The following is a 14,119-nucleotide window of genomic DNA, read 5'->3' on the forward strand; positions in this document are numbered from 1 at the left end:
CCGCTTGCGAGATGGCCGAACGGCGTGAAGACGTAATCACCCCCGTCGCGGCCGACCGCGCACAGGACATAGCGTGTCTCACGGGTCGCGGCGTCGAGGCATTCCATAAGGGCGAGATTGCCGTCATCGGCAGCACGAAGCAGAGTGTCGAAGTTCGTTCGAACGGGATCGGGAATGGCCATTGTGTTCTCCTGAAACGAAGAAGGCCCGCCGTCACGGGACAAGCGGGCCGGATGAACGGGATCGGCGATGGTCACGCGGCAGCTCGACCCTCGACGGCATCGGCGCCTGCCTCGTCGGCGGTGATCTCCTCGAGGCGCGCGCGGCTGTAGCCGTTCCTGGCTAGCCAGAGTTCGGCCGCCTCGTGGTTCTCCGCGAGGTGCAGCAATTCGACGTTCTCTCCGACATCCTGCACAACACGGACCTGACCGATCTTCGGGCGTTCGACAACCCGGAAGCTCAGATCGCTGTCGATGCCGTAGCTGCGCATGATGGTGATGAGGATGATGCCGCCTTCGCCGAAATCACCCTCATGCAGGGTGAAGGACGGCGGCGTCGTGTAGGTCGGGCGCTCGCGGCCCGGTTCCTTGCGCACGAGGCGACCGGCCCCGTTGCGGGATTTCCACGCGGCGAGCTTCTTGGTGAAACGTGCGGGCGGTTTCGGCTGGCCGTCGCTATAGGCCACGAGCGAGCCGAGAGGCGCAATGTCGAAAATGAGGGAAGCGGACATGATCTTGCTCCTGAAACGAAAGCGGCCCGGCGAGATGCCGGGCCTTCAGATGGAAGGGATGGAATGCGGGGCGGCGGAGGCCGCCCCGCTGCTGCGCGTCACTCGGCGGCGACGAGGGCCTCCGGATCGTCGGCGGCCTCGGCCGTGTCCTCATGGCCACCGGCGAGGAAGTCGGGCAGCGCCACGCTGTCCTCGTCCTGATCGGTCGCGCCATCCACGGCCTGCGCCTCGATGGCGGGGCGCAGCGGCTCCGGCAGCCAGCCGGTATCGGCCAGGAGCCGTTCGGCCTCCTTCGCCATATCGCCCTTCTTGAGATGCGCGATGAGATCGGCCGCGCGATCGCCGGCGCCCTCGCGCACCGCCTCGATGATGCGGGTCTTGGTCACGCGACCCAGGTAGTTCTCGACCGTGGGCCTCCAGCCCGCTTCGACGAGATCGAGGCCGGTGGCCTGTGCCAGCCGTTCGGCCTCGGCCATGCGGCGGTCGAGACCGTGCTGCGAGATGCCATTCCCCGAATAGGGGTTGGGCCGCTCGTAAAGCGCGTTGACCCCGAAACTGACGCAATGGGCGAGCAGCGCCAGGCGGCTGGCATCGTCGAGACCGTCGATCCAGTCCCAGAGCCGGTCGTCATCGCCAGCGGGGATGTCGCCCCGCCAGGCGTCCGCGCGCTCGTCGATCATCTTCGCGGCGGCGCTGTCAGCGAGCCCGGTCGCATCCGTGGGAAGATAGATGTGACGCACGGCGGCATAGAGGCTGGTTCCCGAGGTGGCGGTGCGCTCGAAAGTATCGAGAACCAGCTTGTGCAGCAGCGCCGTCATGGCGACGCGCGGATTCTCGGCAAGCGCATTGCGCAACGCCAGCGTCCGCCAGGCGGTCAGGTCGGTCACCAGCCGCTCGGGCAGCGGCTTGACGGCATCGTCCTCCTCTTCATCGCCGTCCGGGACCGGCTCGCCGCCGACGGTGATAGCCGCGCGCTGCACGGTATCAGGATCGGACGGGTCGGCACCTTCGCCCGCATCCTCACCATCGACGGTCTCGGGCTGCTCGTCCTCGGGGCGGACATAACCGGGACTGACGATCAACTCGCCATCGCGGTCGATGCTGACGAAAACACCGGCACGGGCGATGTCTTCCGGCGCGAAGGTGACGGGCCGGTTCTCGAAGCCTTCCAACTCGGCTTCGATCTCCCCGAGCCGCTGGTCGATCTCATCGGGCAGGTCGTCGGCTTCTGCATACTGCGCTTCGAGTTCGTCATACTCGTCGCGCAGCGCCTCGCGGGCGGTGCGCTCCTCGTCGGTCAGCTCCTGGGTCACACCGACCAGCCTGCGCAGGCCGTTGGAGTAGCCGTAGGGAAGCTCGACCGCCGCGTCGATCCACTTCCAGCCCTGACCGGCGGTCTCGTCGGCGACGGCGCGCAGCTTCTCGTCAACCAGGCGGTCGAGCAGCGTGACGTCCTGCAACCAACCGCCGTTCTCGTCGGAGAAGAGATCGCGCAGCACCGGGCCGCCCGCCGCCTCATAGGCGTCGATGCCGATGAAGCGGGCGCGCTTGTCGGCAGCCGGAACCGTGGTCTCGGTCAGCAGGCTGCGGATGTGCCAGGGCTCTTTCTGCCACGACGTGCTGATCCGCTCCCAGACCTGCTGCTGGCGCTCGTGGTCGGGATTGACGGTGAAGGCTTCCAGCATCGCCAGCGTCATCTCGTTGCGCGCATAGGCGTCGTGCAGCGCCGGCGCGACGGTGGCGAGGCGAAGGCGCTGCATGATGTAGCGCGGCGTGGTCCGCCAGGCGTCGGCGATCTCCTCCTTTGACATGCCCATGTCGAACATCCGCTTGAACGCCTTGAACTGGTCGAGTGGATGCAGGGCGAGGCGCAGCAGGTTCTCGGCCAGCGAGTCGTCGACGGCCGAGGTCTTGGCATCGGCCTTCTTGACGATGCAGGGGACGAGGCCGTCGGCCGGGAAGCGACCGGCCTCGACGAGGCGCGCGATGGACCTGTAGCGGCGGCCGCCGGCCGGTGTCTCGAAATCGCCGGTCTCGTTGCCGTCCTCGTCGAGGATGGCGCGAACGTTGAGGCCCTGCACGAGATCCTCGCGCCGGTCGATGTCATGGGTAAGTTCGTCCAGACCCGCCTCGACGTCAGTCTCGCGAACATTGCTGTCCGACAGCCTGATCCGGTTGAACGGAATGTCGCGCGCCCGTGAAAAGACGATCATCGGGGCGACGGGCTTCTTCCTGGCAGCTTTGGCCATGGTGATTTCTCCGCGACGGGCGGCCGGGAGCCTCTCTCTCGACCTCCAACCCGTCACGAAGCAAAGCGCCGCCCTCTTCCTCTGAAGAGCGCGACGCCAGGCCACAAAGCCGACAGCCGGAAATCAGGACTCCCGGCTTTCCGTATCTACGGATGTGCGGGTGAATGCCGCACCGGCGCGGTAGAGAACACGTTCGGCCGCACGGATGCTGCCGGTCTCGCGCGCAGCCTCCGCCCAGACCGAGATCGGGACATCCCCGGCGAAGAGCAGATCCCGCTCGATCCCCATGCCGAAGGGCAATCGGACCTCGCGCAGCTCTTCCATGCTCCACGAGCAAAGTTCGGGGTAGCCGATATCGGCCAGGCCGAACATGATGTCGCCGCCCTGATCCAGCTCGGTGGCGAGCCAGACACCCGCGCCAAAGGGGTTGAAGAATTTCACGACGGGGATGTGATCCACATCACGTTGGCGACCATTGGCCAGAAGCCGGTCGCGCTGTGTTCCGGTCAGGAGGATCATGCCGCGACCCTCCCTTCGATTGCAGCCGGAACCGGCTCCCCGGCATCTTCGGCCGGCAGATGCGACAGCAGCCAGTCGGCCGCCTTGCTGGCCTGTCAACGGCGGTGCCCAAGACCGTAACGCTCCTGTTCTGAAGGCCATTCCATGTCCGACGCCACGACCCATCTCCTGCTGCCCTACATCCTGGCGGCGCAGGCCCAGAAGCACGTCACCCACAACGAGGCGCTCCGGCTGCTCGACGGGCTCGTGCAACTCTCCGTGCTCGACCGCGATCTGACAGCGCCGCCCGGTTCTCCTTCCGACGGCGACCGCTACATGGTCGCCTCGGGCGCGACGGGCGACTGGGCGGGCTGGGACCTAAACGTCGCGCTCTGGACCGACGGCGCCTGGCTGCGACTTCCGCCGCGCGTTGGCTGGCGCGCGTGGGTCGAGGACGAGGGCCTGCTGCTCGTCTACAATGGCGCGGGCTGGATCGGGACCACACCAGTCGCGCTGCAGAACATGGCGCTGCTCGGACTTGGAACCACGGCGGATGCGTCGAACCCGTTCTCGGCCAAGCTGAACGCCGCGCTCTGGACGGCGAAGACCGTGGCCGAGGGTGGGACCGGCGATCTGTTCTACACGATGAACAAGGAGGCGTCGGGCGACGATCTCGGCCTGACGCTGCAGACCGGCTTCGTGACCAAGGCCCTCGTCGGCCTCTTCGGGTCGGACAGGTTCCGCCTCGCGGTCTCCGCCGACGGCAGCACCTTCTTCGACGGGCTGAGCGTCGACAACGCCACCGGCATCGTCGACCAGCCCCGGCTGCCGCGGTTCAAGGCCTGGACGAACTACGACAACTACGTGGGCGTGGGGACCTGGACGAAGATCGGCCTCAACAACACCGACTACAACGATCAGGGCGCGTTCGACGCCGCGAACAACCACTTCGTGGCCCCGGTGGACGGCACCTACCTCTTCGGCGCGACGCTGCTCTACAAGATCAACGCCAGCGCTACGGCGAGGATGCGCGGGCGGCTCGTGCTGAACGGCACGACGGAAATCCGCGGCTCCCTCGGCGAAATCTCCGCCACCCATGTCTCGCTCGCCACCGCGATCTGGCTTCAGACCATGGTGCCGCTCACCGCGGGCGATACCGTGGAGCTGCAGGGATATTTCCGGGTCGCGGACGGCTACTTCGCCGCCGACCACACGTCCTTCTGGGGCTGCAAGGTCGGCTGAGCGGCGGAAGGAGGATCCGATGAACCCACCCCGATCCGAGGGCTTCGTGCGCATGCCCGATGCCGAGTTCGAGGCGATCCTGACCCGGGCGGCCGAGGAAGGCGCCAAGCGCGCGCTCGCCGATGTCGGGCTCGACGGCGACGAGGCCGCACTCGACATCCGCGATCTGCGCTCGCTTGTCGACTGCATCCGGCTCGTGCGCCGCACCGCGATGCAGACCGCCGTCCGCATGATCACCACCGGCGTCATGCTGGCGCTGCTCGCGGGCATCGCGATCAAGCTGAAGATCTTCGGCGGCAGCCCGTAGCCGCGCTCCATCACCATTCATCAGTCCAACCGCACCCGCCCTTGAGGCAGGTTTTTTGTTTTGGAGGACCCCATGACCACGACCTTCCACCGCCATTGGCGAGACGTGCGGGAAAGCGCCTGGCGCTGGCCCAACTTCTCCCCCGCCGAGATCGCATGTCGGGGCACCGGCAAGCTGCTGCTCAACGAACCCGCGCTCGACAGGCTGCAGGCGCTGCGCGACCGGCTGGGAAAGCCGCTGATCGTCCGCTCCGCCTATCGAAGCCCCGAGCACAACCGCACCGTCGGCGGCGCGACCCGCTCCAAGCACCTCGACGGCGCCGCCTTCGACATTGCCATGGCGAACCACGACCCGGTGGCCTTCGAGGCGGCGGCGCGGGAGGTCGGGTTCCTCGGCTTCGGCTTCTACCCGCGCTCGGGCTTCATTCATGTCGACCTCGGGCCCGCACGGCAGTGGGGCGAGCGGTTCCCGGTACGGGCGACGGCATTTGCAGCCGAAACGCCGCCCGCCCGCGAAGTGCTGGCCGACAGCCGCACCATGAAGGGTGGAGGGGCGGCTGGTGTGGCGACGCTGGGCGCCGCAGGGGTGGAGGTCGCGCAGAGCGTCTTGGCCGAGACCCAGACCGCCATCCTGCCGCTCGTGCCGTATCTCGACACGTTGCGCTGGCTGTTCATCGCCGTCGCGCTCGGGGGCATCGCAGTCACGATCTACGCCCGCCTCGATGATTGGCGCCGGGGGCGGCGATGATCTCCGGGCTCCTCGCCACGCTCGCCGGCTCGGTATGGGCGCGCACAGCGCTCCGCTTCGCCGTCACCGCCCTCGCAATCCTTCTGTTCCTGCTGGCCCTGCGCCGATTCGGCGAACGATCGGGACGTCTCGCCGAACGCCTAGTCACCACGGAGAAAGCCAATGATGTCCAACGCCGGATGCTGGAAGCGGCGGCTCGCCGTCCTCACGATCGCGACGAGCTTGCTGAGCGCCTGCGTGACGGTCAGTTCTGATACAGGCACTGCCACCGTCTGCCCGCCCGTAGTCGGGTACAACCGTGAGTTTCAGGCGCGGGCGGCCGAGGAACTTGGGTTGCTGCCGGACGGGTCCGCCACCGCCGAGTTGCTGAGCGACTACGGCGTCATGCGCGATCAGGCTCAAGCATGCAACCGCGCATAATGCCCGGTTTCAACCACTCTCGGGTGACGAATGCCCGATCAAACACAACTTTCCCACTCCGCGCTATGCCCGCCATCTGATCGATCCCTGCCGCCTGGACTTAGAGAACTCGCATCATGACAGCTTACGAACCAAGTTGTGCAGTCGCGCTCAGTACGCCCGGTAATAACAGATGATCGAAAGAAGGCGCCGATATGGCTTGCGGCAGTCCTCCTAAATGCCACATGCCTCAGAGACCCACTGCCGAGCTAACCCCCAGTGATCCTTCCAGGCGCCCCAGGCAGAGCGCGCCCACGTCCAGGCGTGCGCTTCGTACTCGTCGAGGGTGTCGGCAAGCACCATATCGGAAATCCTGAATCCTCCCCTGTGTAGGGGCTTGGGCGGCTCGACTCGAGCGAACTTCCTGGGACCATCGACAAAAGCCTTGAGCCGGGGATGCAGGTTACGGGTCAATCCTTGCTCCATTGACCAGCACATCGCAGCCAGATGGGCAGCGGCCGATTTGGAAGAGATCATGTAGATTTCCGGGTGCTGCAAGCAGTAGGCGTCAACTGTCAGCCGATGAAAAGCGAAGTAGGAAGCATCGGAGAACTCCTTCTCGGCCAGAGCACCGAATAGCTCCCGACATCCATCGAGCCCACCAACATCTGACGCGCCACAAAGCGGACATTCTCTGTTATGCGGGCCACTCACGTCGTAACGTGCCCCGCCAATCCCAGCAGCGCCACGGCGGCAAAAGCAATCCACTGCGGCATATCGCGGTGTCGTTGCCGCTTCCATATCACGACGGTGAAGCTCCACAGTGCGAGCAGGGCTATCAGGATCGTTCCCGCCAGAGCGAAATCCCTCCATTCATTTGACATCGCTGCAGCGACGTAGCCTGCCGCAGCCCAAGCCATGACCAAAGTCACAAGATGCCAGCACAAGAAGAGCACGTACTTGGTGTCGTCCTTGAACTCACGCGAAGCGAGCAGCGGTCTCACGACTTCCTTCTCGCCCACCGTCAGATGGATCAATATCAAGACCAGAAGGCCGGCCGCCGCAATCCAATACGCAATCATGGTGCGTCCTATTCTTTAGAAAAATCCCGAACAGCGGTATCTGGCGACCTTCGAAACTGAGCAAGACCATCTCCTTCGTCGCATCGATTTAGCCTCGATCCGACCGCCACATGCGCTTTTCACCCATGCTGACCTGACGCAGACCCGTCTTTCGCGCGAGCTGCTCTGCCGCGGCATTCTCGATCGCCGTCTCGGCGATGAACGTTGTCAGACCGAACCGCCGGGTAGCCCAGGGAAGGATCGCTGCCATGATCTCGGTCGCCGCTCCGTTGCCCCAGCAAGACGGAATCAACTCAATTCCAAGTTCGGCCTGACCCGGCGCCAACCCTCCCATTCGAACACCGACATTGCCGAGGTATGTTTTCGGATCGTCGCGGGGCGCGACTGCGAGTTGGTGATTCAGCCGGGGGTCTTCCTGCTGCCAGGCAAGGAAAAGATCGAAAACCGACGACGCATGCGCCGCACCGCGTTCGCTCTCCAGATGAAATCGCGAGAACTCTGGATCCATGTGGCAGGCGATGAACGCTTTACGGTCATGCTCGGTAAACTGCCGGACCATGAAGCGGTCCGTAGGCATGAGGCCCGCAATCGACATGTGTCTATCTATCCTTTCCACGGATGAACAGTTGTGTGACCTACCAGCGCCGCCCTTCCTTGCCAACCTCGCAGCGTCGACATGGGTCTGAACCATTTCTGGTCACCTCATCGTCGACTCGTCGTTGCTACCGAAGAAGATCCGCACGGTCTCTGCATATCCAGAAGCTTACGGTATAGGATGGCTTGAGCCGAAGCTGGCAGTTATTTCGTAATGGCGCGCAACTTGCAGGATGTTTTGCTCACCGCCGGGTTTTCCGACAATTTGCAGGCCAATCGGCATGCCTTTGCTGTCGAAGCCGCAGCTGACGGTAACAGCAGGCAAGGCATAGTAATTGGCAAAGGCCGTGTTCTCCGGCGCAACACCCTGATCCGGTTTATTTGCCGCTGCCTCGATTGACGGAACGCACGAGGTCAGAGTTGGAAGCAGGATTATATCGGCATCGGCAAACGCATCGCGAGTGACATTGACCCGATCTGCTTCAATAGTGTCCAAGCCGGCTTGGGGATTCCAGACCGGCACCGCAGCTTCACCCAACCCGTATCCAACGCCCCGGAGGATGTTCACCGCCTGGTCGAAGGCATGTCTGATTTCCCCGTCGGATTTGAAATTGTTTCCAATACCAAGTCTCAGGCTGGTGGCTGGATCTTCAAGATCGGCGAGAGAAATATTGCCCTCGCGCTCAGACAGCACATTCAACATCAACGCGGTATCGGCAGCGCTGCGAGTCGTGATCCCTGCATGCGCCATCCAGCGGATAAAGTCATCGACAGGCTCGTCGCCCAAGATGCCTTTCGTACTGATCAGATCAAAGCCGCCCTTGAAACCTATTACACCACAACATGCCGCTGGCAGGCGCGTCGAACCGACGGCATCGGTATCAATCGTCGCATAACAAAGCCCGGCAGCCACAGCGACTGCAGAGCCAGCAGACGAACCACCGGGAACATAGGCTTCGTTCCACGGGTTTCGCACTGGACCAAAACAGCTTGTAAGTCCTGTGGTCGCCATCCCGAGGGAATCCATGTTGGTCTTCCCGACAATTATTGCGCCGGACCGTTTCAGTCTATCGACGGCTTGCGCATCGGCCTCCGGCATGCGGTCCTTGAAGTGCTCGAACCCGGCGGTAGTTCTGACGCCGGCCGTATCGTAAAAATCCTTCACAGCCACAGGGATACCGTGGAGCGGTCCGCGACAGTGACCCGCCTTGATTTCCGCTTCCGCCTGCCTTGCCTGCTCGCGTGCGTCATCGTCCATCACCGTGATGAAGGCGTTCAATTTCGGGTTCAGCGTGGCGATCCGTCGCAAACATGCTTCGACCGCATCAATCGGCGACACCTCCCGCGAACTGATGCGCGTGCTCAGATCCTTGATGCTATCGTAATACATTGAAGTTGGTCCTTGTGTGGAGGGTGTCGATTTGCCTTCGCGGTCCCCGCCCTGCTTTATCGATGGTGGACATCTGTGGGATTACTGTTCCTGTAACTCATGGTGTGGGCAGGCTCCCCACGAAACCTGCAATCCGGGCCGCAACGTCTGGCGCCGCCGCGTCGGCAAGAATGTGGCCCATTCCGTCGATCACTTCGATCGGGGCGCCTCCCAGGGCTGCCGCCGTGCTTTCCGGATGAACCAGCGGAAACCATGGATCATCGCCGCCATGAAGAACGAGCGCCGGCAGTTCGATTGAGCCCAGCAATGCCCGTCTGTCACCCGTCCGCATCGCCGCCGCCACTTGACGCTCGGCGGCGTTCGGGTCCCGCACGGCCATGTCGGCCTCCACTCTCGCAGCGACTTCGGCATCCGGCATCCTGTCGGCTTCGCCCTCGAAGATGCGGTAGAACCGCGCGAGTCGATCGGCCATCGGTGCGGACGCGTCAGGCGGCGGCTCGGACATTGCCGCCATTGCCGGGCCGTAAGGCAGCCCCGGCTCCCCCGACGTAGACGAAACCGAGATCAACGACAGAACCCGGTCGGGGTGTTCCGCGGCAAGAACCTGGGCGATCATGCCGCCAAGCGAGTGGCCCACGACATGCGCGCGTTCGACACCGGCAGCGTCGAGGACCGCAATCGTGTCCGCAGCCATGTCGGAAAGGTCGTAGGCGGCAGAGCCTTCCGCGCTCAATACCGTGCTTTGGCCTGAATCGCGATTGTCGAAAAGCACGACGCGAAAACCTTCGGCGAGGAGTGCCTTAGTCAGCCCATCGTCGTGGGGCCGTGTCGCGACGCCCTGGCCGTTGATGACCACAATCGGAACGCCGGCCTCAGGGCCATGTCTCCAATAGGCGAGGTCCACCGCGCCGTTCCTGGCGATGTCCGCGCGTTCCTGCGCGACTGCAGGGGTCAGCCATAGCAATGCGACAAGCGCGGCAGTTGACGTCCGTATCATGGTCTTCCTTCAATTTTTGTCTTCGATTGGCCCATGCCCCAATGCGTATCCGCCGGACTTCCTGGCCTGGTTGTTCCAATCGCAGCCCACTTCGCCGCACCGGCTCAGCGCCGGCCGCGAAGGTATTTTCCGAGCGCTGCCAGCATCCCTTCCCAGCCGGATCGATGGCCGGCGACGTCATCTTGGCCATCGAAATAGAGGCCCTGTTCGATCAGCCTCATCCGCGTGCTGTCTTCCGTCGTCTCGAAGGTAATGGCTAGTGTGCCAGCGAAGGTGAGCCGGTCGGCGCTCTTGAGGGACGTTGCGTAAACGATGCGCTGTTCCGGCTCGATCAGCAAATAGCGGTTTTCGTTGATGTATTGCGGTCCTCCCTTGAGACCAAAGCGGCAGCTGTCGGTTTCGCCGACAGTGAAGCGGAACCGCTCGAAGCTCATCTCCCAGCCATCTCCGGGATCGCCCCATGTCCGCTGCGCGTCTTCGCTTGACCAGGCCGCAAAAACTTCTGCGACCGGCTGGTCATATTCCCTCGTCAGGTCGACGGTGCCTTCCACGATGCTCATATCGGTGTCCCTTCGTGACCCTTGCTTCTGCTGTGGATCGAGACTGGGTCGAATCGGCCGCGAAGGTTAGTGTCAGACTCGACAGTTTCGGGGCATTTATGCCAGAACTTGACTATGCCGATACGCCCGCGTCCCACCGAACCACTTCGTGTCTCTATCCTGAGCCTGCCGGAAAGCGGGACGATGGCCGCCTTCGGCCTGCACGAAGTCCTCGGTGACACGGGGACAAACGACCAGGCACTGTCCCGCCCGATTCACCCGAAACTGGTGGCGCATCGCCGAGGGCCATTCCGGTCCAGCACCGGGTTGCTGGTCACGCCCGATGGCGGCCTGAATGGGGATTGTGCCGACGTCATCATCATCTGCGACATCCACCTGAACCATGACGATGTGCTCGACGGGCGGTGGCCTGCGGAGATCGCATGGGTTCATCGCCACATCGACCACGGATCTCTCGTTTGCTCGACATGTAGCGGGGCCGTGCTTCTCGCCGAGGCAGGCCTTCTGGACGGCGCGGAGGCGGCGTCGCACTGGACGATGGCGGACCTGTTCCGCGACCGGTATCCATCTGTCCGGTTCCGACCCGAGCGCATCCTGTGCAACAGCGGGCGTGGCGGGCAGTTGATCACGACGGGCGGGGCATCGTCCTGGCAGGATCTCGCGCTTTACCTGATCGGCCGGTTCTGCGGCGCGGACGAGGCGGCCCGCATCGCGCGGCTGTTTCTCCTCGGCGACCGAGGCTACGGCCAGTTGCCCTTTGCGTCGATGGCCCGGCCACGCCAGCACAGCGATGCCGTCATATCCAGGATCCAGGAATGGCTCGTCGATCACTATGACACTTCGGCACCTGTGGCTGTCATGGTGGATCGCTCGGGCCTGTCGGAACGTAGCTTCAAGCGCCGGTTTTCCGCCGCCACCGGCTATACGCCCGTCGAATACGTTCAGGCGCTCCGGATCGAGGAAGCCAAGCAGATGCTCGAGACCGAGGACATGGCCATCGAAGACATATCCGCCGCCGTGGGCTACGAGGATCCGACCTTCTTTCGCAGGCTGTTCAAGCGCCGCGCCGGCGTGACCCCGGCACAGTATCGCCAGCGCAACCGACTCCGCAGTCTTCCCAGGTAATGGCTGTTTTGCCCCGAAACCGGTCGAAACGCCTCTGATCTGGTCCGGTCCGATCTGCGACGGTGGGGATGCAAGTTCCACGGGACAATCAGGAGACCGGACATGGATTTCTACCACACCCCAACCAGTTGCTCGCAGGCCACGCACATTCTTCTGCGCGAAGCGAAGCTCGATTTCCGGCCACATCGTGTCGACATCTTCAATCGCACGCTCGAGGACGGTTCCGATTACACGCGGATCAATCCCAACGGCTATGTACCCGCCCTGGTGCTTGATGATGGCATGCTGCTGACCGAGAACGTTGCCATCCTGGACTGGATCGCAAGCCAGGCCGATGGCCTTCTGCCCACGGGCCGACTTGGGCGAACGCGGCATCTGCAGATGCTTGGCTTCATCTCGACCGAACTGCACAAGCCCTGCATCCCGCTGTTCTTCATCGAGGACGCGGAACAGCAGAGCCGGATCCGGGATCTGCTGTCGTCCCGGTTCCGCAGGATTGGGTCAATGATGGCGGGCGACCATCTGTTCGGAGACCGCTTCACCGGCGCGGATGCATTCCTTTATGTCATGCTTCGCTGGGCAGCGATGCTTGAGATCGCGACGCCGAAGGTTTTCGACGCGTTCGTCGACCGCGTCGAACAGAGGCCCGCGGTGCAGGCCGCTCTCGCCGCCGAGGCGGTGTCGCCGTTGCACGCCGACGTGGCAGAATGCGCCTGATCAAGGCCGCCCCAAGGGCGAGGCATCATTAGTCCCCAGGGGAGATCGAAGGAGCACCCTCATGACACAGGCGCTTTCCGTCCTTGCGGTCCTGCTGGTCGCCGTGACCATGGGCCTTGCACTTGCCCATGCGCTGGAGTTTCCGGGAAAGCTGCGGCTGGACGAGCAGACCTATCGCGCCGTGCAGGCGATCTATTATCCCGGCTTCACCATCGGGGGGCTGATCGGAGAGCTGGGAGCACTTCTCCTTCTGCCGGTCCTGCTGTTCCTGCAGCCAATCGGCGGCGACCGGTTCTGGTGGACTGCCGCCGCCCTTGCCTGCCTGGCCGCCGGGCACGCGGTCTACTGGCTCGTCACCCATCCGGTGAATGCGGTCTGGCTGCAGGACACGGACATTTCGGGACCGGGAGCCGCCTTCTTCTCCATCTATGCGGGACGCGAAGCAGATTGGCAGCACCTTCGGAACCTGTGGGAGTATTCCCACATCGCGCGCGCCGTGCTGGGCATGGTCGCGCTGACTGCCATGGTCATCGCGCAGACAGCTTAGGGCGGGCTGACGCGATTGACGGATCGAAACATCGAAAAGCGGATCGAGGAGAAACGCCAGATGACGACAAATGACAAACGCGGCTTGGTCCGCATTCTGAACATCGATGCGGCGACCTGTCTCGCGATGGGGCTGCTGCTGGTCCTTGCCGCGCGCCCGGTCGGCACAATCACGGCCATTCCTGGACCGGTGCTGTTCTACGCCGGCGTATTGCTGATCCCGATCGGCATCTGCATGGCCGTGATTGGCCGCGCCGGAACCGGCAGCGCGCTTGCTGTATGGCTCGTCATCCTCGGCAATGTCGGGTGGACACTTGTCAGCGTGGCACTACTCGCCTTCATCACCCCCAATGTCCTCGGAATCGCGCTGATCCTTACGCAGGCGCTGATCGTCGGCCTTCTGGCCTGGCTCGAATACCGCGCCTGGAGCAGCTTGGGCGACCGCGCTGACGCAGTTGCATGATTGCGGGCGACTGTAACGGCGGAGAGGCGGGATTACACAGCGGAAAAGAACGGCGCGCGGCATTGAGCCTTCAGTCCCGCGCGCCGAAAGCCACTCGGCTCGTGATTGTGGCCAAAAGAACTGGAGAGGGTTGGATATCAGGCCCATTCCCTCCGCCACTTGCACATTGCAAACCCGAAAACAGGTCCCTCGCGGGGCCTTTTTCTTTATGTGTCAAAGGGGCCAAAGGGGTTGAAGAATTTCACGACGGGGATGTGATCCACATCACGTTGGCGACCATTGGCCAGAAGCCGGTCGCGCTGTGTTCCGGTCAGGAGGATCATGCCGCGACCCTCCCTTCGATTGCAGCCGGAACCGGCTCCCCGGCATCTTCGGCCGGCAGATGCGACAGCAGCCAGTCGGCCGCCTTGCTGGCCTGAGAAGCTGCGCGGACGATGGCGCGGTTGTCCTCGCGCAGCACCTCCAGCCAGGAG

Annotated in this window: 18 protein-coding genes and 2 pseudogenes; 8 read left to right on the top strand and 12 right to left on the bottom strand. The window is 63.6% G+C overall.

The window, feature by feature from the left end; translation table 11 throughout:
- The 4 genes from AQY21_RS28525 to AQY21_RS06960 all read right to left on the bottom strand — a co-directional run.
- The coding region (locus AQY21_RS28525) for a DUF6117 family protein (RefSeq protein WP_058097017.1) at positions 1–182 on the bottom strand (182 nt) is incomplete at its 3' end.
- 71 nt (positions 183–253) lie between these two features.
- Entirely contained in the window at positions 254–730 is a 477-nt protein-coding gene (locus AQY21_RS06950; RefSeq protein WP_012092595.1) for a hypothetical protein, read from the bottom strand.
- A 98-nt stretch (positions 731–828) separates the two neighbouring features.
- On the bottom strand, positions 829–2,979 hold the full coding sequence (locus AQY21_RS06955) for a hypothetical protein (RefSeq protein ID WP_058097004.1): 2,151 nt from the start codon (positions 2,977–2,979) through the stop codon (positions 829–831).
- 123 nt (positions 2,980–3,102) lie between these two features.
- On the bottom strand, positions 3,103–3,498 hold the full coding sequence (locus AQY21_RS06960) for a DUF2958 domain-containing protein (RefSeq protein ID WP_058097005.1): 396 nt from the start codon (positions 3,496–3,498) through the stop codon (positions 3,103–3,105).
- Between the two features lie 144 nt (positions 3,499–3,642).
- Between AQY21_RS06960 and AQY21_RS06965 the strand changes: the two genes are divergently transcribed.
- The 4 genes from AQY21_RS06965 (at position 3,643) to AQY21_RS27660 (ending at position 6,027) form a co-directional block, all read left to right on the top strand.
- Positions 3,643–4,719: a DUF2793 domain-containing protein gene (locus AQY21_RS06965; RefSeq protein WP_058097006.1), complete on the top strand. Its 1,077-nt coding sequence runs from the start codon at positions 3,643–3,645 to the stop codon at positions 4,717–4,719.
- A 19-nt stretch (positions 4,720–4,738) separates the two neighbouring features.
- The gene (locus tag AQY21_RS06970; protein ID WP_036708271.1) at positions 4,739–5,026 is read left to right on the top strand and encodes a DUF6127 family protein; all 288 of its coding nucleotides are present in this window, start codon (positions 4,739–4,741) and stop codon (positions 5,024–5,026) included.
- A 72-nt stretch (positions 5,027–5,098) separates the two neighbouring features.
- Positions 5,099–5,773 (top strand): D-Ala-D-Ala carboxypeptidase family metallohydrolase, encoded by a 675-nt coding sequence (locus tag AQY21_RS06975; RefSeq protein WP_058097007.1) that lies wholly within the window; start codon positions 5,099–5,101, stop codon positions 5,771–5,773.
- Positions 5,770–6,027 carry a hypothetical protein gene (locus AQY21_RS27660; RefSeq protein WP_082658011.1) on the top strand — a complete coding sequence of 86 codons (258 nt, stop codon included), beginning with the start codon at positions 5,770–5,772 and terminating at the stop codon, positions 6,025–6,027. The genes AQY21_RS06975 and AQY21_RS27660 overlap by 4 nt, the downstream gene beginning before the upstream one ends.
- Positions 6,028–6,406: 379 nt before the next feature.
- Here AQY21_RS27660 and AQY21_RS30170 read toward each other — a convergent pair whose 3' ends face one another.
- The 6 genes from AQY21_RS30170 to AQY21_RS07005 all read right to left on the bottom strand — a co-directional run bounded on the left by AQY21_RS30170 (position 6,407) and on the right by AQY21_RS07005 (position 10,795).
- Entirely contained in the window at positions 6,407–6,973 is a 567-nt protein-coding gene (locus AQY21_RS30170) for a DUF5946 family protein (protein WP_369807750.1), read from the bottom strand.
- The gene (locus AQY21_RS06985; RefSeq protein WP_058097009.1) at positions 6,883–7,254 is read right to left on the bottom strand and encodes a hypothetical protein; all 372 of its coding nucleotides are present in this window, start codon (positions 7,252–7,254) and stop codon (positions 6,883–6,885) included. The genes AQY21_RS30170 and AQY21_RS06985 overlap by 91 nt, the downstream gene beginning before the upstream one ends.
- 88 nt (positions 7,255–7,342) lie before the next feature.
- Positions 7,343–7,849: a GNAT family N-acetyltransferase gene (locus AQY21_RS06990; protein WP_058097010.1), complete on the bottom strand. Its 507-nt coding sequence runs from the start codon at positions 7,847–7,849 to the stop codon at positions 7,343–7,345.
- 168 nt (positions 7,850–8,017) lie between these two features.
- Positions 8,018–9,238 carry an amidase gene (locus AQY21_RS06995; RefSeq protein ID WP_058097011.1) on the bottom strand — a complete coding sequence of 407 codons (1,221 nt, stop codon included), beginning with the start codon at positions 9,236–9,238 and terminating at the stop codon, positions 8,018–8,020.
- 97 nt (positions 9,239–9,335) lie between these two features.
- Complete coding sequence (locus tag AQY21_RS07000) at positions 9,336–10,235, bottom strand: alpha/beta fold hydrolase (protein WP_058097012.1); 900 nt, start codon at positions 10,233–10,235, stop codon at positions 9,336–9,338.
- A gap of 104 nt (positions 10,236–10,339) precedes the next feature.
- Positions 10,340–10,795, bottom strand: a complete 456-nt coding sequence (locus AQY21_RS07005; protein ID WP_058097013.1) for an SRPBCC domain-containing protein — start codon at positions 10,793–10,795, stop codon at positions 10,340–10,342.
- 183 nt (positions 10,796–10,978) lie between these two features.
- Here AQY21_RS07005 and AQY21_RS07010 point away from each other — a divergent pair, with 183 nt between their 5' ends.
- The 4 genes from AQY21_RS07010 to AQY21_RS07025 all read left to right on the top strand — a co-directional run bounded on the left by AQY21_RS07010 (position 10,979) and on the right by AQY21_RS07025 (position 13,646).
- On the top strand, positions 10,979–11,920 hold the full coding sequence (locus tag AQY21_RS07010; protein ID WP_058097014.1) for a GlxA family transcriptional regulator: 942 nt from the start codon (positions 10,979–10,981) through the stop codon (positions 11,918–11,920).
- Positions 11,921–12,022: 102 nt separating this feature from the next.
- The gene (locus AQY21_RS07015; RefSeq protein ID WP_058097015.1) at positions 12,023–12,637 is read left to right on the top strand and encodes a glutathione S-transferase C-terminal domain-containing protein; all 615 of its coding nucleotides are present in this window, start codon (positions 12,023–12,025) and stop codon (positions 12,635–12,637) included.
- A gap of 61 nt (positions 12,638–12,698) precedes the next feature.
- Complete coding sequence (locus AQY21_RS07020) at positions 12,699–13,184, top strand: hypothetical protein (RefSeq protein WP_058097016.1); 486 nt, start codon at positions 12,699–12,701, stop codon at positions 13,182–13,184.
- Positions 13,185–13,244: 60 nt separating this feature from the next.
- The gene (locus AQY21_RS07025) at positions 13,245–13,646 is read left to right on the top strand and encodes a hypothetical protein (RefSeq protein ID WP_058097018.1); all 402 of its coding nucleotides are present in this window, start codon (positions 13,245–13,247) and stop codon (positions 13,644–13,646) included.
- 221 nt (positions 13,647–13,867) lie between these two features.
- On the opposite strand, the pseudogene AQY21_RS27665 reads toward AQY21_RS07025, so the two are convergent.
- Positions 13,868–13,969: pseudogene (locus AQY21_RS27665) on the bottom strand (DUF2958 domain-containing protein); the annotation flags it as partial.
- Positions 13,966–14,119 (bottom strand): annotated as a pseudogene (locus AQY21_RS29670) (antirestriction protein ArdC); the annotation flags it as partial. The pseudogenes AQY21_RS29670 and AQY21_RS27665, both read right to left, overlap by 4 nt.

The organism is Paracoccus sp. MKU1 (genome assembly GCF_001447385.1).
Lineage (GTDB): Bacteria > Pseudomonadota > Alphaproteobacteria > Rhodobacterales > Rhodobacteraceae > Paracoccus.